Below are 20,825 nucleotides of genomic sequence, written 5' to 3'. Positions count from 1 at the left end.
ATGCACGAGGCCACCCACGCCGCCATCGCCGCGGTCTGGCGCATCGAGTCCGCCAGGATCGTGGCCGTGGTCGCGCGCATGACGCGCGACATCGGCGTGGCCGAAGAGCTGGCGCAGGACGCGCTGATCGCCGCGCTCGAGCACTGGCCGCGGGACGGCGTGCCCGACAACCCGGGCGCCTGGCTCACGACCACGGCCAAGCGCCGCGCGCTGGACCATTTGCGGCGCGACAAGCTGGCGGCTGAAAAGCTGGAGCAGGTCGGCCATGACCTCGAAGCACAGGAGGCCTTGACCGTGCCGGACTTCGTCGATGCGCTGGACGCCGCACGCGCCGACCAGATCGGCGACGACCTGCTGCGGCTGATCTTCACGGCCTGCCACCCGGTGCTGTCGGCCGAGGCGCGCGTGGCGCTCACGCTCAAGTTGCTGGGTGGCCTGTCCACGCAGGAGATCGCGCGCGCCTTCCTGGTGCCCGAGCCCACCATCGCCCAGCGCATCGTGCGCGCCAAGCGCACTTTGGGCGAGGCCGGCGTGGCCTTCGAGCTGCCGCAGGGCACGGCGCTGGCCGAGCGTCTGGCCTCGGTGCTGGAAGTCGTCTACCTGGTCTTCAACGAGGGCTACACGGCCACGGCCGGCGACGACTGGATGCGGCCCGAGCTCGTGCAGGAGGCGCTGCGCCTGGGCCGCATGCTGACCGGCCTGGCGCCCGCGGAGCCCGAGGCCTGGGGCCTCATCGCGCTCATGGAGCTGCAGGCGTCCCGGGCGGCCGCGCGCCTGGACGATGCCGGCCGGCCCGTGCTGCTGGCCGACCAGGACCGCGGCCGCTGGGACCGGCTGCTGATCCGCCGCGGCCTGGTGGCGCTGGAGCGCGCGGCCGCGCTGGGCGGCGCCGACGGCTTCTACGCGCTGCAGGCCGGCATCGCCGCCTGCCATGCGCGCGCGCCCACGGCGGCGGACACCGACTGGGCCCGCATCGCCGCGCTGTACAGCCGGCTCGCGCAGGTCGCGCCCTCGCCCGTGGTCGAACTCAACCGCGCCGTGGCGGTCGGCATGGCCGAAGGCCCGGCCGCGGCGCTGGTGCTGGTCGACCGCCTGCAGGGCGACAAGGCCTTGCGCAACTACCAGTGGCTGCCCAGCGTGCGCGCCGACCTGCTGGGCAAGCTGGGCCGCCACGCCGAAGCCCAGGCCGAGTGGCTGCGCGCCGCCGGCCTCGCCGGCAACGGCGCAGAGCGCACGCTGCTGCTGGCGCGCGCCGCCCAGGCCGCGGCGCAAGGCTAGAAGCGCGCCGTGGCGCCGACGAAGTACATGCGCCCGCCGTTGTCGTAGTTGGCGCCGGTGTCGCGGGTCTGTTTGTCGGCCAGGTTGATGACGCCTGCGCGCAGCGTCAGCGCCTCGTTCAGCCGGTAGTTGGTCGCCAGGTCCACCGTGGTGTAGGCCTTGGCGAAGGTGGTGGCCGTGCCGGTCACCACGACCTCCTTGCCGGTGTAGCGTGCGCTGAGATCCGCGCTCCAGTCCGGCCGGATCTGCCAGCTCAGCGCCGAGCTGGCGACCAGCTTGGGCACGGCCAGCAGCGCCGCGCCTGTGGTCAGGTTCTTGGACTCGAACATGCGCGTGAAGTTGTTCTTCCACTCCAGGCCCTTGGCCAGCGGCACGTTGACATAGGCCTCCAGGCCGCGCGTGCGGGCGCGTTGCGCGTTCTCCATGCGCGTCCACCAGTAGCCGTTGAAGAAGCCCAGCGGCTGGTAGTCGATCTTGTTGCGGAAGTTGGTGTGGAAGTAGGTGGCCCCGGCCGCCCAGCCGGCCTGGTCGAAGCCCAGGCCCAGCTCGTGGTTGATGCTGGTCTCGGGCTGCAGGTCGGGGTTGCCGACCATGTAGCAGCCCGCCCTGCCGTCGGGGTCGCGGAAGCTGCTGGTCCAGCCCAGGCCTTGCAGCGTGCGGCAGCCGTTGCCGCCGGACTGCGTGGCTGCGCTCGGCGAGTTCTCCTTGAGCCCTGGCGCACGGAAGCCGCGCGACACGCCGCCGCGCACCGTCCAGGCCTCGGCCGGGTGGTAGACCACGTAGGCGCGCGGGCTCCAGTTGGTGCCGTATTTCTTGTGCCGGTCCATGCGCAGGCCCAGCGTCAGCGAGAGGTTCTCGCGCAGGAAGATGCTGTCCTCGCCGAACAGCGCCCAGGTGCTGTTGCTGAGCGCCGCGCTGGTGACCGGCGCGCCGGTGTAGTCGATCGGCGCCAGGCCGATGGTGTCGCGGTTCTCGAGTTCCTCGCGGCGCCACTGGCCGCCCAGGGTCAGTGCGTGGTCGAAGCCCAGCAGCTTGAGCGGCAGGTCCACGCGGCCGTCCAGCGTGGTCTCGCGCGAATTGTTGCCGATGGTGTCGCCCTGGTCCTCGTACCTGTGGTGCGTGAGGTTCAGCTTGGAGCGCACGTCGCCCCACTTGCCGTCGTGGCTCAGGCCGAAGTGGGTGTGGACCAGCTTGGCCAGGCCCCAGGCGCCGACCACCGGGTCGCCGTCGGCATCGACCGTCTTCGAGTCCGTGGCGCGTTGCGTGCCCTGGCCGGCCTCGAAGCCCAGCACCTGGTCGGGCGTGAGCTGCCAGTTCAGCAGCGCGTTGAGGCTTTGGTTCTTCGCGCCGGCGGTGGACTGGTAGCCGCCCGTGAAGCCGCCGGTGGAATCGTCGGCATCGCGCACCGTGTAGTTGCCGCCCAGCCGCAGGCCGACGCGGTCGGACAGCGGGCCGCTGATGTTGAAGCCGGTCTGCTTGCGGTCGCCGCGCTCCGAATCGCTGGGCCGCGAGTAGTTGGCCGTGACCGAGCCGCCCCAGCGCGTGCCGATCTTGCGCGTGATGATGTTGATCACGCCGCCCATGGCGTCCGAGCCGTACAGCGAGGACATCGGCCCGCGCACCACCTCGATGCGCTCGATCATCTCGGGCGTGATCCAGTCCAGGTCCTGCTGGCCCAGGTCGTCGCGGTAGTTCACGCCGGCCGAACTGCCCTGGCGCTTGCCGTCGACGAGGATCAGCGTGTACTTGTCGGGCAGGCCGCGCAGCTTGATCTTCGACTGCGGGCCGGTGGCGGCCGTGCCGCCGGTCACACCCGGGATGGTGGACAGCAGCTCGCCGATGCTGGTGACGGGCTTCTTCTCGATGTCCTCGCGCGTGATGACGCTGATGCTGGCGGGGGCTTCCTTGATGTCCACCGCCTGGCCCGAGGCGGTGACCACGACGGTCTGCAAGGCCTGGTCGGTGTTCTGGGCGTAGGCCTGGGCCAGCACAAGGCTCAGGAGACAGGGCGCAAAGGCCAGGCTGCGGGTGCGGATGCGTGCGTTCACGGGACCTCGTTGGATGGATTCTTGCCGGCGCGAAAGCGTGGCAAATGAGAAATATTCGCAACGGGGATAATAGAAACCGGTCACCGTCCCTTCACCTTTCTTATGAATTCTTTGCAAACCTGCTGGCGGCCGTTGCGGGCCATCACGCCATGGCACCTGGATGTCACCGCAGCGCGCGTGCTGCTGGTCGACGACGACCTGGAGCTGTGCCGCATGCTGCAGGAGTTCCTGGAGGCCGAGCCCGTGCAGTTGGACTGCGTGCACGACGGCGGCGAGGCCGCCGAGCGGCTGGCGCGCGAGCGCTTCGATGTGGTGCTGCTGGACGTGATGCTGCCCACGCTGGATGGCTACGCCGTGCTGCGCGCCTTGCGTGCCCAGGCCCTGGCCACGCCCGTGCTGATGCTCAGCGCGCGCGGCCACGAGGACGACCGCATCATGGGCCTGGAGGCCGGTGCCGACGACTACCTGCCCAAGCCCTTCAACCCGCGCGAACTGCGCGCCCGCCTGTTCGCCATGCTGCGGCGCGGCCTGCGCCCCGCGCCCGAGGCGCCGCTGCCCGAGCCGGCCCTGTCCCTGGATGCCTTGCGGCTGCTGCCGGGCCAGGCGCTGGCGGCCATCGGCGGGATGACGGTGGCGCTGACCGCGGCCGAGGCGCGCATCCTGGAGGCGCTCATGCGTGCGCCCAACCGGCCGGTCTCGCGCGCCCAGCTCACGCGCCGGGGCCTGGGCCGCGCCCTGCTGCCGGCCGACCGCAGCCTGGACACGCATGTGAGCAACCTGCGCCGCAAGCTGGGCCTGGACGGCGCGCGCGCCGACGTGCCGGTGCTGCGCAGCGCGCGCGGCGTGGGCTATGTGCTGCAGGCGGCGATGCAGCCGCACGGCACGGCGGAGGTGCCAGCCTGAGCACGCGCCTGTTCCGCCGCATCTTCCTGTCGTTCTGGGCGGCACTGGTGCTGATCCTGCTGGTCGGCAGCGGCGTGACGCTGGCCGTGACCTCGGCGCGGCTGCATGCGTTGGACGGCGTGAGTTCGGCCGAGCTCACGCAGGCCGCGCGCCACGCGGCCCGCGCGGGTGATGCAGCACTGGGGCAATGGGTGCGCCGCACCGAGGCGCAGTACGCCAGCCTGCGCGTGTTCCTGGTGGACCGTACGGGGCGCGAACTGCTGGGCCGGCCGCTGCCGGTGCGCCTGCAGGACTGGGTCCAGTTGAACCTGGCCCAGACGGTGGCGCTGTGGGAGGGCGCGCCGGCCAGCGCCGGCCCGGCCGTGCACCGCGCCCATGTGCCGGTGCCCGACTCCTGGTGGAACGTGCCGGCCATCGAGAGCGCCGGCGGCGGCGTGCATTTCGCGCTGTTCCTGCCGTTCGATTCCTCGGCCTACGAGGTGCTGGGCGTGCCGCATGTGCTGGTGCTGTTGTTCCTGTGCGCGGTGTGCGTGAGCGGCCTGGTCTGCTGGGTGGTGGCGCGCCACATCATGCGGCCGGTGCTGGGCGTGCAGCAGGGCCTGCGCAGCCTGGCGCGTGGCGAACTCGGCGCGCGCATGGGCCCGGGCCTGGCCGGCCGCAGCGACGAACTGGGCGCGTTGGCGGCCGACTTCGACGCCACCGCGCAGCGGCTGCAGGAACTGGTCTCGGCCCAGGAACTGCTGCTGCGCGATGTCTCGCACGAGCTGCGCTCGCCGCTCACGCGGCTGCGGCTGGCCCTGGAACTCGCGCGCCGCGGCGGCCCCGGCATGCCGGCGCAGCTGGACCGCATCGAGCGCGAATGCGCCCGGCTCGACCTGCTGACCGGCCAGGTGCTGCGGCTGGCACGTCTGCGCGAGCCGCGTGCTGCCGCCCGTACGCCGTTGGACCTGGCGGCCCTGGTCGGCGACACGGTCGCCGACGTGGCCTACGAGGCCGAAGCCGCCGGCAAGGCCGTGGCCTGGCAGCCACCGCGCCAGCCCGTGCTGCTGCACGGTGCTGCGGCCGAGCTGTCCAGCATGCTGGAGAACGTGTTGCGCAATGCGCTGCGCTTCACGCCGCGCGGCGGGCAGGTCGACGTGGCGCTGGAAGTGCAGGACGGCGCGGTCGCCCTGTCGGTGCGCGACCGCGGCCCGGGCATCGCGCCCGAACACCTGGACCAGGTGTTCGCCCCCTTCTTCCAGGCCGACCTGTCGCGCGCCAGCGGCCACACCGGTGCCGGCCTGGGCCTGCCGATCGCGCAGCGCGTGGCGCAGCGCCATGCGGGCGAGATCCGGCTGTTCAACCGCGCGGGCGGCGGGCTGCGCGTGGAGATCGTGCTGCCGTGCTGAGCGGGCTTGTCACGCCGCTGTCACGGTGGCCCGAACAATCCCCTGGCATGCAACACCCGTTCCCGATCCGCGTGCTCTTCCTGTGCAACAGCAACGCGGCGCGCAGCCTGATGGCCGAGGCGCTGCTGCGGCAGCTCGACAGTCGCCGCTTCGCCGCCTACTCGGCGGGCAGCACCCCGACGCCGGACGGCCAGCCCGACCCGCGCACCGTGCAGGCCCTGGCCGCGGCAGAGCTGCCCACCGATGGCCTGCGCAGCAAGGGCTGGGACGAATTCAGCGGCCCCGATGCACCGCACATGGACCTGGTGGTCACGCTGTGCGACGAGGCCGCCGGCGAGACCTGTCCGGTCTGGCCCGGCCACCCCGCCACCGCGCACTGGTCCTACGCCGATCCGCGGGCCGAGGGCGCACTCGACCCGGAGCGCTTCGTGCACGCCGTGCATGCGCTGCGCCGGCACATCGAGCTGCTCGTGAACCTGCCCGACGGGCGCATCGACCGTCTGGTGCTGCAGGCCGAGGCACGCCAGCTCGGCCAGGCGTGACCTGCGGCATCTTGCCGCCGCGCGCCTGAAGGCGTCAGATCGGCGGCGTCGCACCTTTTCTGCTGGAGCCTGGCCATGAAGCTGTCCCGCCTGACGATTGCCACCTTCAATCTCTACAACCTGAACCTGCCGGGCCGCAAGATCTACACGGGCGCCGGCTGGACGCAGGCGCAATACGACCGCAAGATCGCCTGGACTGCCCACCAGCTCAAGCTGCTGGCGCCCGACGTGCTGGGCGTGCAGGAGCTCTGGCATGCCGATGCGCTGACTGCGGCGCTGGAGGTGTCAGGGCTGGCCGACCAGTACGACCTGCTGGTGCCGCCGGACGCGGACGGCACGCACATCGTCTGCGCGGCGCTGGTGCGCAAGGGACTGCTGGTGGGCGCGCCGGACTGGATCACGGCGTTTCCCGAGCGCTTCGCGCTGCGGTCCCAGGGCGACGACCCGCAGACACCGCAGATCGAGGTCAACATCCAGGGCTTCTCGCGGCCGGTGCTGCACTTCACCATCCTGCCGCGCGAGAAACAGCCGGCCGTGCAGGCCTACGTCTGCCATTTCAAGTCCAAGGCGCCCACGCAGGTGTTCAAGGAAGACTGGTACGACAAGGTCACCTATGGCCGCCATGCCAAGGGCCTGGGTTCGGCGCTGTCCACGATCCGCCGCACGGCCGAGGCGGCGGCGCTGCGCTTTCTGCTCAGCGAACAGATGAAGGACAACGACCAGCCCGTCATCGTGCTGGGCGACATCAACGACGGCCAGCACAGCAACACCGCCAACATCCTGACCGAGCAGCCGCGCTACCTGGTCGGCGACTCCGAGGGCGGCGGGGATCTGGCGCTGTACACGGCGCAGACGCTGCAGGAGTACCGCGACACGCGCGACGTCTACTACACCCATGTGCACCAGGACATCCGCGAATCGCTGGACCACATCCTCGTGAGCCAGGAGTTCTACGACAACAGCAAGAAGCGGCTGTGGATGTTCGACGGCCTGGTGATCAACAACGACCACCTCAACTTCGAGGACCACAAGGCGCTGGGCACGAACGACCACGGCATCATCCGCGCGGCGTTCAAGTACAAGCCGGTGACGGCGAAGTCACCGGCCTGAGCGTTTACAGCACGCCCTGCGCGATCATCGCGTCCGCCACCTTGACAAAGCCGGCGATGTTGGCCCCGTCCACGTAGCTCACGCTGCCGTCCTTGCGCGTGCCGTGCTTCACGCAGGCGCCGTGGATGCTGCGCATGATCTCCAGCAGGCGCGCGTCCACTTCCTCGCGCGGCCAGCTGATGCGCATGGCGTTCTGGCTCATCTCCAGGCCCGAGGTGGCGACGCCGCCCGCGTTGCTGGCCTTGCCTGGTGCGAACAGCACGCCGCGCTGCTCGAACACCTTCACCGCCTCCAGCGTGGAGGGCATGTTGGCGCCCTCGGCCACGCACAGCACGCCGTTGTCGGCCAGGCGGCGGGCGTCCTCGCCCGTCAGTTCGTTCTGCGTGGCGCAGGGCAGGGCCACGTCGACCTTGACGCCCCAGGGCGTGGCGCCGGCCTGGAAGCGGCCGCCGGCGCGCTTGGCGTAGTCGGCCACGCGGCCGTACAGGTGGTTCTTCACTTCCATGAGCTCGGCCAGCTTCTCGGTGGTGAAGCCGTCCTCGTCGACCACGGTGCCGCTGGAGTCCGACACCGTGACCACCTTGGCGCCCAGCGCCATGGCCTTCTCGATGGCGTACTGGGCCACGTTGCCGGCACCCGAGACCGACACGCGCATCCCGTCCAGCGACTTGCCCTGGTGCGCCAGCATCTCCTGCGCGAAGTAGACCGTGCCGTAGCCCGTGGCCTCGGGGCGGATCAGCGAGCCGCCGAAGGTGAGGCCCTTGCCCGTGAACACGCAGTCGGCGCGGTTGGTCAGTTTCTTCACCATGCCGGCGATGAAGCCGACCTCGCGCCCGCCCACGCCGATGTCACCGGCCGGCACGTCGGTGTCGGCGCCCACATGGCGGAACAGCTCGCTGGCGAAGGCCTGGCAGAAGCGCATGACCTCGGCCGGGCTCTTGCCCTTGGGGTCGAAGTCCGAGCCGCCCTTGCCGCCGCCCATGGGCAGCGTGGTCAGCGCGTTCTTGAGCGTCTGCTCGAACGCCAGGAACTTCAGGATCGACAGGTTCACCGAGGGGTGGAAGCGCAGGCCACCCTTGTAGGGGCCGATGGCCAGGCTGTGCTGGATGCGGTAGCCGCGGTTGACCTGGATCTGGCCGTGGTCGTCCTGCCAGGACACGCGGAACACCACGATGCGCTCGGGCTCGACCAGCCGCTCCAGCAGGCTCTGCTCCGCATAGCGCGGATGCTCGGCGATGAAGGGCCACAGGCTTTCCATGACTTCGGTGACGGCCTGGATGTATTCGGGCTGGCCCGGGTTGCGCTGGGCGACATGGGCCATGAAAGCGTGGCAATCGGTGTACGGCATGAGCTGATGCAGGGATGGAATAACGTTGGAGGGGCGCCATTCTCGTGCATTGATGCACCAACATGGATTTCATGCCTTGCTGTCGGTATTCGAACTGGTGCGTTGTGCTCCATGTGGGTGCGTTGGCGTAGGTCGGATGTCCAGCCGCAGCACGGGACTGCGCGCGCCGGGGCAGCAGACCATCATGGTCTGGTTGCCGGCACGGACGGGCCGAGCACGCTGTCCTGGTGCTCGGGCAGGCCGTCGAGCACGCGCGTCGCGCAGGCGCCGCAGATGCCGTGCATACAGGAGTAGGGCGCATCGATGCCGTTGGCCAGCAAGGTGTCCAGGATGGTCGTGCCGGGTGCGACCGGCAACCGCCGGCTCGAGCGCGCCAGTTAGACCACGAAGCCGCCCTGCAGGGCCGGCGCCTGCTGTGCCGCGAAGCGCTCCAGGTGCACGCGCTCGGCCGGCAGCGCGGCGGTGGCCAGTTGGAAGGCCTGCAGCATGGCCTGCGGCCCGCAGCAGTAGAAGTGCGCGCTGGCCGGCGAGGCCTGCACGGTGCGTGCGAGGTCCAGGCGTCGGCCGGCCGTGTCACCGAAGTACAGCTGCACCCGGCCTGGCGTCTGCGCCTGGAGCTCGTCCACGAAGGCCGCGCGTGCCCGCGCGCGGCACGCGTATTGCAGCTCCCACGGCCGGCCCAGCTGCGCCAACCGGGCCTGCATGGCGCGCAGCGGCGTGATGCCGATGCCACCGGCGACCAGCACACTGTGGGCTGCATCCTCGCGCAGCGCGAAGTGGTTGCGCTGCAGGCCGATCGGCAGCAGCGTGCCCACCTGCAGCCGCTCGTGCACGAAGCGCGAACCGCCGCGGCTGTCCTGCGCACGGCCCAAGACCACCACATAGCGCTGGCGCTCGGTTTGCAGGTTGGTCAGCGAATAGCTGCGCACCAGACCGTCGGCCAGGTGCAGGTCGATGTGCGCGCCGGCCGCGAACGGCGCAAGCGGCGCGCCGTCGGGCCGGCGCAGCTCGTAGGAATGCACGTCCTGCGCCTCGCGGCGCACGGCTTCCACGCGGACGGTGAGCCGGTCCATCAGCCCATGCCGCCCAGGCGATAGCAGGTGCCGCCCAGCGCATGGCGTTCGCCACCCGCCAGCGCGCCGAGCGCCGTCTGCTCGGCCGTCAGCAGCCGGGCCAGGTCGTCGGTGTGCTGCAGCAGCAGCGCGTTCCAGCGGTGCAGCAGCGCGCCGGTGGCCGGGTCGCGCACGGCGGACTGCCCTCCGTCGTTGGCATCGAACCGGGCGTCGCCGATGCAGGCCTGCTGGCGCAGCAGTGGTGGATCGTTCAGGGCAAGGGGCGGGGACATGCGGTTCACTCCAGTTCGATGCGGAATGTCTTGATCAGCGCGTCCCCGCGCGCGTGGTCGTTGCGCAGCAGCCGGGCGAAGTCGGCCGGCGTGGTGCCGGTGGGCTCGATCTCCAGCACGCGTAGGCGCGCCGCGATGTCGCTCTGGCCGATCACGCTGCGCGCGTCGGCGGCGATCTTCTGGAGGACGACGGCCGGCGCGCCCTTGGGCAGGAACAGGCCGCACCAGCCGACCAGGTCGTACCCCTGCAGGCCAGACTCCGTCAGCGTCGGCACCTCGGGCAGCGAGGCCAGCCGGTGCGGGCCGGTGACCGCGAAGATGCGCAGCGAGCGGTCCTTGTACCGCGCGGCGGCCGTGGCCGAGGAGACGAAGCCCGTGGTCACGCGGCCGGAGATCAGGTCGAACAGCATCGGGCCTTCGCCGCGGTAGGGCACATGGGGCAGGTCCACGCCGGCGCTGGCCTTGAGCAGCTCGCCGAAGATGTGGCCCGTGGAGCCGGTGCCGAACGAGCCGTAGCTCGGCGGCGTGCTGCCGGTCTTGAGACCGGCCAGCAGCGCGTTCACCGAGGTGGACTACCGCTGCTCACGGCCAGACCCATGGGCTGCGTGCCGAGCTGGGTGACGGGCGCCAGGTCGCTGAACGGGTCGTAGGGCAGCTTGCGGTACAGGCTCGCGTTCTGGATGAAGCCGGTCAGGTGCAGCAGCACGGTGTGTCCGTCGGGCTCGGCGCGCATCACGAGCTGGGTGGCGATGATGCCGTTGGCGCCGGTGCGGTTGTCCACCACGACGGGCTGGCCCCACAGGCGGGCCAGCTTCTCGGCGATGGGGCGGACCATGGCGTCGGCCGAGCCGCCGGCCGGGTAGGGCACGACGATGGTGACGGGCTTGGTCGGCCAGGCGGCAGCCGGGGCAGCGTGCGCGCAGGCGGCTGCGCAGAGTGCGGCGCAGAGCAGGAGGCGTCTGGAAGGAGAGGGCATGGTGGTCATCCGGCTGGATTCAGTGCGCCTCGGTCTGCGCCAGGCGCTGCAGGAAGCGGCGCAGCGCCTGGCCGTCTGAATGCCGCCACAGCCCTTGAAACGGCGGCAAGCGCCACCACCTCGTTTGGTCTAAAGTTCCGCCTTCCCTTTCGGAGACTCCGATGTACCAAGTCGCACGCACCCTCGCATTCACCCACCCCTGAGCCGTGCGCGCGCGGCTCGCCCTGTTCCACGGGCCGGCCGCTTTCTTTTTCATGCGGGCCGGCTCCATCCAGTAGAGCTTTCACCATGTCCCGCAAAACACCGATCCAGAACGTCCGCAACATCGGCATCAGCGCCCACATCGATGCCGGCAAGACCACGACCACCGAGCGCATCCTGTTCTACACAGGCGTGAACCACAAGCTCGGCGAGGTGCATGACGGCGCCGCCACCATGGACTGGATGGAGCAGGAGCAGGAACGCGGCATCACCATCACCTCGGCCGCTACCACCGCCTTCTGGAAAGGCATGGCCGGCACGAACACCGAGCACCGCATCAACATCATCGACACGCCCGGCCACGTGGACTTCACGATCGAGGTCGAGCGCAGCATGCGCGTGCTCGATGGCGCCGTGATGGTCTACGACGCCGTGGGCGGCGTGCAGCCGCAGTCCGAGACCGTCTGGCGCCAGGCCAACAAGTACAAGGTGCCGCGCCTGGCCTTCGTCAACAAGATGGACCGCGTGGGCGCGGACTTCTTCCGCGTGCAGAAGCAGATCGCCGACCGCCTGAAGGGCAACGCCGTGCCGATCCAGATTCCCGTGGGCGCGGAAGAGCACTTCCAGGGCGTGGTCGACCTCGTCAAGATGAAGGCCATCGTCTGGGACGATGCGAGCCAGGGCGTGCGCTTCACGTATGCGGACATCCCGGCCGACCTGGTCGAGCTGGCCAACACCTGGCGCGAGAAGATGGTCGAGGCCGCAGCCGAGGCCAATGAGACGCTGCTCGACAAGTACCTCAACGGCCAGCCGCTGACCGAGGACGAGATCAAGGCCGCTCTGCGCCAGCGCACCATCGCCGGCGAGATCGTTCCCATGCTGGCCGGCAGCGCCTTCAAGAACAAGGGCGTGCAGGCGATGCTGGACGCGGTCGTCGACTACCTGCCCTCGCCGCTGGACATCCCGGCGATCGTGGGCCACGACGAGCACGACCACGAGAAGACCGTGGAGCGCCATCCCTCGGACGCCGAACCGTTCTCGGCGCTGGCGTTCAAGATCATGACCGACCCCTTCGTGGGCCAGTTGGTGTTCTTCCGCGTCTACTCGGGTACGGTGAAGTCTGGCGACACGGTCTACAACACCGTCAAGGGCAAGAAGGAACGCATCGGCCGCATCGTGCAGATGCACGCCAACGAGCGCCAGGAGATCGAGTCCGTCTACGCGGGCGACATCGCCGCGGCCGTGGGCCTGAAGGACGTGACCACGGGCGACACGCTGAGCGATCCGACCAAGGTGGTCCTGCTGGAACGCATGGTGTTCCCCGAGCCTGTGATCTCGCAGGCCGTGGAGCCCAAGACCCAGGCCGACCAGGAGAAGATGGGCGTGGCGCTGTCGCGCCTGGCGCAGGAGGACCCGTCCTTCCGCGTGCGCACCGACGAGGAATCGGGCCAGACCATCATCTCCGGCATGGGCGAGCTGCACCTGGAAATCCTGGTCGACCGCATGCTGCGCGAGTTCGGCGTGTCGGCCAACGTGGGCAAGCCGCAGGTGGCCTACCGCGAGGCGATCCGCAAGGCCGTGGAAGACGTGGAAGGCAAGTTCGTCAAGCAGTCCGGCGGCAAGGGCCAGTACGGGCACGTGGTGCTCAAGCTGGAACCGCAGGAAGAGGGCAAGGGCTTCGAGTTCGTGGACGCCATCAAGGGCGGCGTGGTGCCGCGCGAGTTCATCCCCGCGGTGCAGAAGGGCGTGGTGGAGTCGCTCAAGGCCGGTGTGCTGGCGGGCTACCCGGTGGTCGACGTGAAGGTCACGCTGACCTTCGGCAGCTACCACGACGTGGACTCCAACGAGAACGCGTTCCGCATGGCCGGCAGCCTGGCCTTCCGCGAAGGCATGCGGCGTGCCACGCCGGTGCTGCTGGAGCCCACGATGTCGGTCGAGGTCGAGACGCCCGAGGACTTCATGGGCAACGTGATGGGCGACCTGTCCTCGCGCCGCGGCATGGTGCAGGGCATGGAGGACATCCCGGGCGGCGGCGGCAAGATCGTGCGGGCCGAGGTGCCGCTGGCGGAGATGTTCGGCTACTCGACCACGCTGCGCTCGCTGAGCCAGGGCCGTGCGACCTACAGCATGGAGTTCAAGCACTACGCGCAGGCACCGCGCGAGGTGGCGGACAAGGTGGTCTCCGAACGCCGTTGATGTGGTGACCCAGCGCCGGCCGGGGGCATTGCGCCTCCGGTCGGCGTTTTTCTTTTCATGCAACTCATAATGTTGCATGAACAAAGACAGCCGATTGTCGGGCGTGCTGCACGCCCTGCTGCACATGGCCGAGATGCCGGGGCCGGCCACCTCGGAAGCGCTGGCGCGCGCCATGTCCACCAACCCCGTGGTGGTGCGCCGCCTGATGGCCGGCCTGCGCGAGGCCGGCTTCGTCGCCTCGGCCAAGGGCCATGGCGGCGGCTGGGTGCTGTGCTGCCCTCTGGAGCGCATCACGCTGCGCGACATCCATGAAGCGGTCGGCGGGCCGGCGCTGCTGGCCGTGGGCCACCGCAGCGAGCACCCCGAATGCCTGGTCGAGCAGGCGGTGAACACCGCACTGCAAGGCGCCTACCAGCAGGCCGAGGCGTTGCTGCTGGCGCGGCTGGGCGAGGTCACGCTGGCGCAGCTGTCGGCCGACTTCCACCGCCGCATGCTGGCCAGCGGGCGCCAGCCGCATGATTTTTCAGAGGAGATCGGACATGGACATTGATGCGCTCATCGTCGGCGGCAGCTTCGCCGGCATTTCGGCGGCGCTGCAACTCGCGCGGGCGCGCCGCCAGGTCTGCGTGGTGGACGCGGGTGCGCCGCGCAACCGCTTCGCGCAGGCCTCGCACGGCTTCTTCGGCCACGACGGCCGGGCGCCGTTGGCGCTCATGGCGCAGGCGCGCGCGCAGCTGCTGGCCTATCCCACGGTGCGTTTCGTGGCCACCCAGGCCCTGGATGCCGCGCCGCAGGGCGAGGGTTTCGCGCTGACGCTGGACAACGGCGAACGCCTGGTCGGCCGGCGCCTGCTGCTGGCCACGGGCGTGCGCGATCTGCTGCCCGAGCTGCCTGGCCTGGCCGCGCGCTGGGGCCAGAGCGTCGCCCACTGCCCCTATTGCCACGGCTACGAGTTCGACCGCCAGCCGCTGGGCGTGCTCTACCGCATGCCGCTGTCGCTGCACCAGGCCCAGCTGATCGCCGAGTGGGGGCCGACCACGCTGTTCCTGGACGGCCACCGCATCAGCGACGACGAGCACGCCCACATGGCGGCGCTGGGCGTCGCGGTCGAGCCGGGGAAGGTGCTGGCGCTGGAAGGCGAGGGCACGGCGCTGGCCGGCGTGCGGCTGGCGGACCGCGTGGTGCCGCTGCGCGGCCTGTTCCTCGCACCCACCGTGGCCATGGCCAGCCCGCTGGCCGAACAGCTGGGCTGCGCCTTCGAGGCCGCGCCAGCCGGCCCCTTCATCCGCGCCGAGATGGGCCAGACTTCGGTGCCGGGCGTGTTCGCGGCCGGGGATGCGGCCATGGGCTGGAGCAACGCGGCGCTGGCTGCGTCGGCCGGCACGGTCGCGGGGGCGGCCATGCACCGCGCCATGGTCTTCGGCGGTTGATCGGCCTGTTCGCACCGGCGTGGGCTGGCGCCGCTCCCCGGTGTGGCGCGCTGCCCCGTTGTTGGTGCGTGCCACGCACCAGTTTTGTCTGTACTGCCGAACGGCCACGCCTTCCGACGGGTATTCCGGGCGGATCTTTGTGCATATTGCACACCATCGTTTGATGAAAATGTGTCTCTGAGAAGTGTGTGCATTTGGCACGCTGCGTGCTGTGCAAGCCGGTCCTTCAACCCGGAGCACTTCCATGAGCCAAGCCTCCAGCGACACCGACTATCCCCTGAGCGAGGTGCCTGCCGGCGCCCGCCAGGGACTGTTCTCCACCTCCATCCTGTTGTTCGGCTTCACCTTCTTCACCGCGACCATGTTCGCTGGCGGCAAGATCGGCATGGCCTTCGACTTCAAGACCATGCTGTGGGCCGCCGTCATCGGCAACCTGCTGCTGGGCGCCTATGCCGCCGTGCTGGGCGTGATCGCCTGCCGCAGTGGCCTGAATGCGGTGCTGATGGGGCGCTTCTGCTTCGGTGAGACGGGTAGCAAGCTGTCCGACCTGCTCCTGGGCTTCACCCAGATCGGCTGGTACGCCTGGGGCACTGCCACCGTGGCCATCGTGCTCGTCAAGCTGTTGCACCTGCCCGAGAGCTGGACCATCCCGCTGATGGTGGTGTTCGGCTTCGGTTTCTGCGCCACGGCCTACATTGGCTACAAGGGGCTGGACCTGCTGTCGCGCGTGGCCGTGCCAGCCATGTGCGCGCTGCTGGTCTATTCGCTGTGGAAGGCCACGCAGGACGTGGGCGGCCTGGATGCCCTGCTGGCCGTGCAGCCCAAGGAAAGCATGGGCCTGAACATGGCCATCACCATGGTGTTCGGCACCTTCGTGAGCGGGGCCATCCAGGCCACCAACTGGACCCGCTTCGCGGCCAGCACCCGCGTCGCGGGGCTGTCCAGCCTGGTCGGCTTCTTCATCGGCAACGGGCTCATGATCGTCGCCGGCGCCTACGGTGCCATCGTCTACCAGCAGCCCGACATCGTCGAGGTGCTGGTGCTGCAGGGCCTGTCCATGGCGGCCGTGGTGATGCTGTTCCTCAACGTCTGGACCACGCAGGACAACACCATCTACAACTTCGCCGCCGCCGGCTGCAACCTGATCCGCAGCGACCGCCGCAAGACCATGACGCTGGTCGGTGCCGGCATCGGCACCGTGCTGGCCATCGCCGGCATGTACGAGATGCTGATCCCGTTCCTGGTGCTGCTGGGTTCGCTGATCCCCCCGCTGGGCGGCGTGATCGTGGCCGACTACCTCTACGTGCACAAGGGCCGCTACCCGAAGATCGCCGAGGCCAAGCTGCCCAGGTTCAACGCCACCGGCCTTTTGGCCTATGCCATCGGCACGGCCTGCGCCTACTTCTCGCCCTGGTTGCCGCCGCTGATCGGCATCGGCGCCGCCTTCGCCAGCTACATCCTGCTGGGTGAGCTGCAGCGCCTGCTGAAGAGCACGAACCTGCCGGTCCGCAGCGCCTGAGTCGCCGCCGAAAGCCACCCCCGTGAGCCTGAGCGTTGCCGATGTGCTGGCCCTGCCCGGACTGTCCGGCATGCGGCTGCGCGCCGGACACACCGCGCAACACCAGCCGATCCGCTGGACCTACCAGGCGGAGAACCCCGGCATCGCCGATTGGGTGATCGGAGGCGAGCTGGTGTTCGTCACGGGCATCGGCCACCCGCGCGACGAGGCCAACCTGCTGCGCCTGCTGCACGAAGCCCACGAGCGGCGCTGCGCCGGCATGGTCATCCTGGTCGGCGAGCAGTTCATCCAGGCCATTCCCGCTTCGGTCGTCACGGCAGCAGACCGGCTGGGCGTGCCGCTGGTCGAGCAGCCCTATGCGCTCAAGATGGTGCTGGTCACGCACGCCATCGGCACGGCGCTGGTCCAGGCAGAACAGCTGGCGCGCTCGCGGCGCCATGTGCTGGAGGTGCTGCTCGACGGCGACTACCAGAACCTGGAACTGCTGCTGCTGCGGGCCGAGGGCCTGGGCCTGGGGCAGGCGCTGCAGATGCCGCGCCAGGTGGCCTTGTTCAAGCTCGACGGTGCCGACCACCTGTTCGCCGAGGTGGCGCAGGGCGACGCCGAAGACCGCCTGCAGGCGGGCCGCGCGACCTTTCTGCAGCGCTTGAACGAGCACCTGGCAGGCGCCGGCCATGCCTTGCCCCTGGTGGGCCACGGGCAGTCCTGGATCGCGCTGCTGCCCGAGGGCGGCGAGAACCGGCAGGCTCTGGCGGCCTGGCTGCAAAGGCTGAACACCGAGCTGGCGCCGCTGCGCGTGTTCCTGGGGCTGAGCACCAGCGGCCACACGCCCGCGATGCTGCCGCAGGGATTGGGCCAGGCACGCCAGGCCCTGGCGGCGGCGCAGTGCTTTCCGGAGCGTCTGGGCGTGTGCAGCTTCAATGCGCTGGGCACCCTCGAACTGCTGGCGGCGATTCGCGACCGCGCCCTGCTGGACCGCTTTGTCGAGCGCATCCTGGGGCCGCTGGTCGGCGACGACTCGCGCCACCGGCCGGTGCTGATACCCACGCTGCAGGCCTGGTTCCAGGAGAACGGCAACCTGGCGCGTGCGGCGGAGCGCCTGCACGTCCACCGCAATACCTTGAACTACCGGTTGCAGCGCATCGAAGCGCTCAGCGGCTGCTCGTTCGAAGACCCGCACGACCGCCTCAATCTCAGCATCGCGCTGCTGATCCGGTCCATGTCGTCCAGTACCTGATGGCCTGGGCACATGCAGAACGCCTACGCCTCGCTGGGCGGCTACGTGGAGCGACGCCTTCCACCTGGAGTACTTCGCCGTGCTGCTGGAAGAGGCCACGCACCAGCTGGGCTCGGCCGAGATCCAGCAGGGCGTGGTCTACAACGTGCAGACCTTCTTCGGCTGGGTCGCGGGCGTCGACGCGTTCTGCGCCACCCTGGCCGGCTGATCTCTTTTTCCACAAGAGTTTTCCATGTCCCAAACCGCAGTGATTCCCCCCGGCACCGGCGTGCCGCTGGCCCCTTACGTGCCCGGCACGCTGGCCGACGGCATCCTGTACGTCTCCGGCACGCTGCCCTTCGACAAGCAGAACAACGTGGTCCATGTCGGCGACGCCGCCGCGCAGACCCGCCATGTGCTGACGATCATCCAGGGCGTGGTCGAGGCCGCCGGCGGCACCATGGCCGACGTGACCATGAACCACATCTTCCTGACCGACTGGGCCCACTACGGCGCCATCAACGCCGTCTACGCCGAGTTCTTCCCGGGCAGCAAGCCGGCGCGCTACTGCATCCAGTGCGGCCTCGTGAAGCCGGACGCGCTCGTGGAGATCGCCACGGTCGCCCACGTGGGCAAGAAGGGCTGAGCGCGATGGCCGTCGTCGCGCACGACATCCACGGCCCGGCCATTGAATCGGCTGGACGGCCGACCGTGCTGCTGTCCTCCGGCCTGGGCGGCGCGGCCGCGTTCTGGAAGCCGCAGGTCGAGATGCTGGTCGCGGCCGGCTGGCGCGTGCTCGCCTTCCTGGCGCAGCACACCACACCATGAGTTCCTCCCTCGATGCGGCCGCGCTGGCCACGCTGTTCCTCGACGCCCGCACGCACAACGGCTGGACCGACGCGCCGGTCTCCGACGCGCTGCTGCGCCAGCTCTACGACCCGGTGCGCATGGGGCCGACCTCGGCCAACTGCGCGCCCGCGCGCTTCGTCTTCGTGCGCACGCCCGAAGGCAAGGCGAAGCTGGCGCCTGCGCTGTCCAAGGGCAACCTGGACAAGACCATGGCCGCGCCCGTCACCGTGGTCGCGGCCTGGGACACGGCCTTCTACGAGCAGCTGCCGCGCCTGTTCCCGCATGCCGACGCGAAGAGCTGGTTCACGGGCAGCCCGGCCGCCGCGCACGAGACCGCGTTCCGCAACGCCTCGCTGCAGGCCGGCTACCTGATCCTGGCCGCGCGTGCGCTCGGGCTGGACGCCGGCCCCATGTCGGGCTTCGACAAGCCGCAGGTCGACGCCGCCTTCTTCGCCGGCACGACCTGGACCACCAATCTGCTGGTCAACCTCGGATACGGCGACACGTCCACCTTGTACCCGAGGCTGCCACGCCTCACGTTCGCCGAGGCCTGCAGGCTCGGCTGACCCCACAGGAGTCTGCAATGCATTCCACCATGGCCACCGTGCCACGCCTGGACTACCGCGACGCCATGGCGCGCCTGGGCGCCGCCGTCAACATCATCACCACCGACGGGCCGGCCGGGCGCGCCGGCTTCACGGCTTCGGCGGTCTGCAGCGTCACGGACGATCCGCCCACGCTGCTGGTCTGCCTGAACCGCAGTTCGTCCGCCTACGCGGCGGTGCACGCCAACGGAACGGTGTGCGTGAACGTGCTGTCGGCAGGGCAGCAGGCGATCTCGCAGGTATTCGGTGGCAGGACGCCCACGGAGGAGCGCTTCGCCGCGGGTGAATGGTGCAACGGCGCGACCGGCGCACCGCGACTCATGGGCGCGGTCGCCAGCCTGGATTGCCGCATCACCCAGTGCGTGGGCGTTGGCTCCCACGACGTGCTGTTCTGCCAGGTCGCGGCGCTGGCCATGCAGGACGGCGGCCGCGGGCTCGTGTACTTCGCGCGCCGCTACCACGAGTTGCTGGACCACTGACCGACAGGGTGGCCCGGCCCGCGGCCGGGAGCGCCAGGGGGTGCCTCAGCCCAGCGTCACGCGCGCGAACTTGCGCTTGCCCACCTGCACGACGTAGGTGCCTGCGGCCAGCTTCAAGCCCTTGTCGCTGACCACACTGGAGTCCACGCGCACGCCGCCGCCGTCGATCAGGCGGTTGCCTTCGCCGCTCGACGCGGCCAGGCCGGCAGCCTTGAGCAAGGCGCCGATGCCCATCGGCGCGCCACTCAACTGCAACTCGGGAATCTCGTCGGGCACGCCGCCCTTGCTGCGGTTGATGAAGTCCTGCTCGGCCGCATCGGCCGCCTGGGCGCTGTGAAAGCGCGCCGTGATCTCCTTGGCGAGCAGCACCTTGGCGTCCTTGGGATTGCGCCCGCCCTCGACCTCGGCCTGGAGCGCGGCGATCTCGGCTTCGCTCTTGAACGACAGCAGCGTGTACCAGCGCCACATCAGCACGTCGCTGATCGACAGCACCTTGGCGAACATGGTGTTGGGCTCTTCGGAGATGCCGATGTAGTTGTTCTTGCTCTTGGACATCTTGTCCACGCCGTCCAGCCCTTCGAGCAGCGGCATGGTCAGGATGCACTGCGGCTCCTGGCCGTACTCGGCCTGCAGGTGGCGGCCCATGAGCAGGTTGAACTTCTGGTCGGTGCCGCCGAGTTCCAGGTCGCTCTTGAGTGCCACCGAGTCGTAGCCCTGCATCAGCGGGTAGAGGAACTCGTGCACGCTGATCGGCGTGCCGGCGTGGAAGCGGTCGTGGAAGTCGTTGCGCTCCATCATGCGCGCCACCGTGTACTTGGCCGCCAGCTGGATCAGGCCGCGCGTGCCCAGCGGGTCGCTCCACTCGCTGTTGTAGCGGATCTCGGTCTTGGCCGGGTCCAGCACCAGACTGGCCTGCTTGTAATAGGTCTGGGCGTTGGCCTCGATCTGCTCGCGTGTGAGCGGTGGGCGCGTGCTGTTGCGCCCGGACGGGTCGCCGATGGTGGTCGTGAAGTCGCCGATCAGGAAGATCACGGTGTGGCCCAGATCTTGCAGCTGGCGCATCTTGTTCAGCACCACGGTGTGGCCGATGTGGATGTCCGGCGCGGTCGGGTCCAGGCCCAGCTTGATGCGCAGCGGCTGGCCGCTGGTCTCCGCCTTCTGCAGCTTCTTGATCCAGTCGGCCTGGGGGATGAGTTCGTCGCAGCCGCGCAGCGTCACGGCCAAGGCTTGCTGTACACGATCGCTCAACGTTTGCATGCTTCCGTTACTTTTGTCTACAGACGTGTCCATTAGGGTTATCCATTTGTTGCGGGCCGGTGACGTCGATATACTGCGCCCGGTTTTTTGGTGCAATTTTAGGTTGCGCTGTAAGACGAAAACCCGATCTCTTGC

Annotated in this window: 23 protein-coding genes; 15 read left to right on the top strand and 8 right to left on the bottom strand. The window is 69.6% G+C overall.

Annotated elements, in window-relative coordinates; all coding sequences use genetic code 11:
• Positions 1-1,278 (top strand): RNA polymerase sigma factor, encoded by a 1,278-nt coding sequence (locus ACSQ4M_RS00725; protein ID WP_436187767.1) that lies wholly within the window; start codon positions 1-3, stop codon positions 1,276-1,278.
• Here ACSQ4M_RS00725 and ACSQ4M_RS00720 read toward each other — a convergent pair.
• Positions 1,275-3,326 carry a TonB-dependent receptor domain-containing protein gene (locus tag ACSQ4M_RS00720; RefSeq protein ID WP_436187766.1) on the bottom strand — a complete coding sequence of 684 codons (2,052 nt, stop codon included), beginning with the start codon at positions 3,324-3,326 and terminating at the stop codon, positions 1,275-1,277. The two genes, ACSQ4M_RS00725 and ACSQ4M_RS00720, sit on opposite strands and share 4 nt — an antisense overlap.
• A gap of 102 nt (positions 3,327-3,428) precedes the next feature.
• Between ACSQ4M_RS00720 and ACSQ4M_RS00715 the strand changes: the two genes are divergently transcribed.
• From ACSQ4M_RS00715 to ACSQ4M_RS00700, 4 genes are all read left to right on the top strand, one after another.
• Positions 3,429-4,229 (top strand): response regulator transcription factor, encoded by an 801-nt coding sequence (locus tag ACSQ4M_RS00715; protein ID WP_436187765.1) that lies wholly within the window; start codon positions 3,429-3,431, stop codon positions 4,227-4,229.
• A gap of 47 nt (positions 4,230-4,276) precedes the next feature.
• Positions 4,277-5,617: an ATP-binding protein gene (locus ACSQ4M_RS00710; RefSeq protein ID WP_436187764.1), complete on the top strand. Its 1,341-nt coding sequence runs from the start codon at positions 4,277-4,279 to the stop codon at positions 5,615-5,617.
• A 47-nt stretch (positions 5,618-5,664) separates the two neighbouring features.
• A complete protein-coding gene (locus ACSQ4M_RS00705; protein ID WP_436187763.1) occupies positions 5,665-6,159 on the top strand; it encodes an arsenate reductase ArsC in 495 nt (164 codons plus the stop codon).
• Positions 6,160-6,234: 75 nt separating this feature from the next.
• The gene (locus ACSQ4M_RS00700; protein WP_436187762.1) at positions 6,235-7,269 is read left to right on the top strand and encodes an endonuclease/exonuclease/phosphatase family protein; all 1,035 of its coding nucleotides are present in this window, start codon (positions 6,235-6,237) and stop codon (positions 7,267-7,269) included.
• A gap of 4 nt (positions 7,270-7,273) precedes the next feature.
• Here the strand turns inward: ACSQ4M_RS00700 and gdhA are convergent, their stop codons facing one another.
• From gdhA to ACSQ4M_RS00670, 6 genes are all read right to left on the bottom strand, one after another.
• Positions 7,274-8,617: an NADP-specific glutamate dehydrogenase gene (gdhA, locus tag ACSQ4M_RS00695; RefSeq protein ID WP_436187761.1), complete on the bottom strand. Its 1,344-nt coding sequence runs from the start codon at positions 8,615-8,617 to the stop codon at positions 7,274-7,276.
• Between the two features lie 182 nt (positions 8,618-8,799).
• Positions 8,800-8,973: a 2Fe-2S iron-sulfur cluster-binding protein gene (locus ACSQ4M_RS00690; protein ID WP_436187760.1), complete on the bottom strand. Its 174-nt coding sequence runs from the start codon at positions 8,971-8,973 to the stop codon at positions 8,800-8,802.
• A 21-nt stretch (positions 8,974-8,994) separates the two neighbouring features.
• On the bottom strand, positions 8,995-9,690 hold the full coding sequence (locus ACSQ4M_RS00685; protein WP_436187759.1) for a ferredoxin reductase: 696 nt from the start codon (positions 9,688-9,690) through the stop codon (positions 8,995-8,997).
• Positions 9,690-9,962, bottom strand: coding sequence for a hypothetical protein (locus ACSQ4M_RS00680; protein WP_436187758.1), 273 nt, complete (start codon positions 9,960-9,962; stop codon positions 9,690-9,692). Before ACSQ4M_RS00680 ends, ACSQ4M_RS00685 begins: the two co-directional genes overlap by 1 nt.
• 5 nt (positions 9,963-9,967) lie before the next feature.
• The gene (locus ACSQ4M_RS00675; RefSeq protein WP_436187757.1) at positions 9,968-10,525 is read right to left on the bottom strand and encodes a tripartite tricarboxylate transporter substrate-binding protein; all 558 of its coding nucleotides are present in this window, start codon (positions 10,523-10,525) and stop codon (positions 9,968-9,970) included.
• Positions 10,522-10,938: a tripartite tricarboxylate transporter substrate-binding protein gene (locus tag ACSQ4M_RS00670; RefSeq protein ID WP_436187756.1), complete on the bottom strand. Its 417-nt coding sequence runs from the start codon at positions 10,936-10,938 to the stop codon at positions 10,522-10,524. The genes ACSQ4M_RS00675 and ACSQ4M_RS00670 overlap by 4 nt, the downstream gene beginning before the upstream one ends.
• A gap of 288 nt (positions 10,939-11,226) precedes the next feature.
• On the opposite strand from ACSQ4M_RS00670, the gene fusA reads away from it, so the two are divergent.
• The 10 genes from fusA to ACSQ4M_RS00620 all read left to right on the top strand — a co-directional run bounded on the left by fusA (position 11,227) and on the right by ACSQ4M_RS00620 (position 19,433).
• Positions 11,227-13,335 carry an elongation factor G gene (gene fusA, locus ACSQ4M_RS00665; RefSeq protein ID WP_436187755.1) on the top strand — a complete coding sequence of 703 codons (2,109 nt, stop codon included), beginning with the start codon at positions 11,227-11,229 and terminating at the stop codon, positions 13,333-13,335.
• Positions 13,336-13,411: 76 nt separating this feature from the next.
• A complete protein-coding gene (locus ACSQ4M_RS00660) occupies positions 13,412-13,885 on the top strand; it encodes an Rrf2 family transcriptional regulator (protein ID WP_436187754.1) in 474 nt (157 codons plus the stop codon).
• Complete coding sequence (locus ACSQ4M_RS00655) at positions 13,875-14,765, top strand: NAD(P)/FAD-dependent oxidoreductase (RefSeq protein WP_436187753.1); 891 nt, start codon at positions 13,875-13,877, stop codon at positions 14,763-14,765. Before ACSQ4M_RS00660 ends, ACSQ4M_RS00655 begins: the two co-directional genes overlap by 11 nt.
• Before the next feature lie 244 nt (positions 14,766-15,009).
• Positions 15,010-16,284, top strand: coding sequence for a cytosine permease (gene codB / locus ACSQ4M_RS00650; protein ID WP_436187752.1), 1,275 nt, complete (start codon positions 15,010-15,012; stop codon positions 16,282-16,284).
• A gap of 22 nt (positions 16,285-16,306) precedes the next feature.
• Positions 16,307-17,521, top strand: coding sequence for a PucR family transcriptional regulator (locus ACSQ4M_RS00645; RefSeq protein ID WP_436187751.1), 1,215 nt, complete (start codon positions 16,307-16,309; stop codon positions 17,519-17,521).
• A 79-nt stretch (positions 17,522-17,600) separates the two neighbouring features.
• A complete protein-coding gene (locus ACSQ4M_RS00640) occupies positions 17,601-17,729 on the top strand; it encodes a hypothetical protein (RefSeq protein ID WP_436187750.1) in 129 nt (42 codons plus the stop codon).
• Between the two features lie 24 nt (positions 17,730-17,753).
• Positions 17,754-18,146: a pyrimidine utilization protein C gene (gene rutC / locus ACSQ4M_RS00635; RefSeq protein ID WP_436187749.1), complete on the top strand. Its 393-nt coding sequence runs from the start codon at positions 17,754-17,756 to the stop codon at positions 18,144-18,146.
• 5 nt (positions 18,147-18,151) lie between these two features.
• The gene (locus tag ACSQ4M_RS00630) at positions 18,152-18,328 is read left to right on the top strand and encodes a hypothetical protein (protein WP_436187748.1); all 177 of its coding nucleotides are present in this window, start codon (positions 18,152-18,154) and stop codon (positions 18,326-18,328) included.
• On the top strand, positions 18,325-18,915 hold the full coding sequence (locus ACSQ4M_RS00625) for a malonic semialdehyde reductase (RefSeq protein WP_436187747.1): 591 nt from the start codon (positions 18,325-18,327) through the stop codon (positions 18,913-18,915). The genes ACSQ4M_RS00630 and ACSQ4M_RS00625 overlap by 4 nt, the downstream gene beginning before the upstream one ends.
• Positions 18,916-18,932: 17 nt before the next feature.
• Positions 18,933-19,433, top strand: a complete 501-nt coding sequence (locus ACSQ4M_RS00620; RefSeq protein WP_436187746.1) for a flavin reductase — start codon at positions 18,933-18,935, stop codon at positions 19,431-19,433.
• Positions 19,434-19,478: 45 nt separating this feature from the next.
• On the opposite strand, the gene tyrS is transcribed toward ACSQ4M_RS00620, so the two are convergent.
• Positions 19,479-20,690 carry a tyrosine--tRNA ligase gene (tyrS, locus tag ACSQ4M_RS00615; protein ID WP_436187745.1) on the bottom strand — a complete coding sequence of 404 codons (1,212 nt, stop codon included), beginning with the start codon at positions 20,688-20,690 and terminating at the stop codon, positions 19,479-19,481.
• Positions 20,691-20,825: the final 135 nt, after the last annotated feature.

The organism is Pseudorhodoferax sp. LjRoot39 (assembly GCF_964253035.1).
GTDB lineage: Bacteria > Pseudomonadota > Gammaproteobacteria > Burkholderiales > Burkholderiaceae_C > Pseudorhodoferax.
The sequence above is the reverse complement of the archived record's forward strand: the minus strand, read 5'-3'. Positions and strand labels throughout refer to the sequence as shown.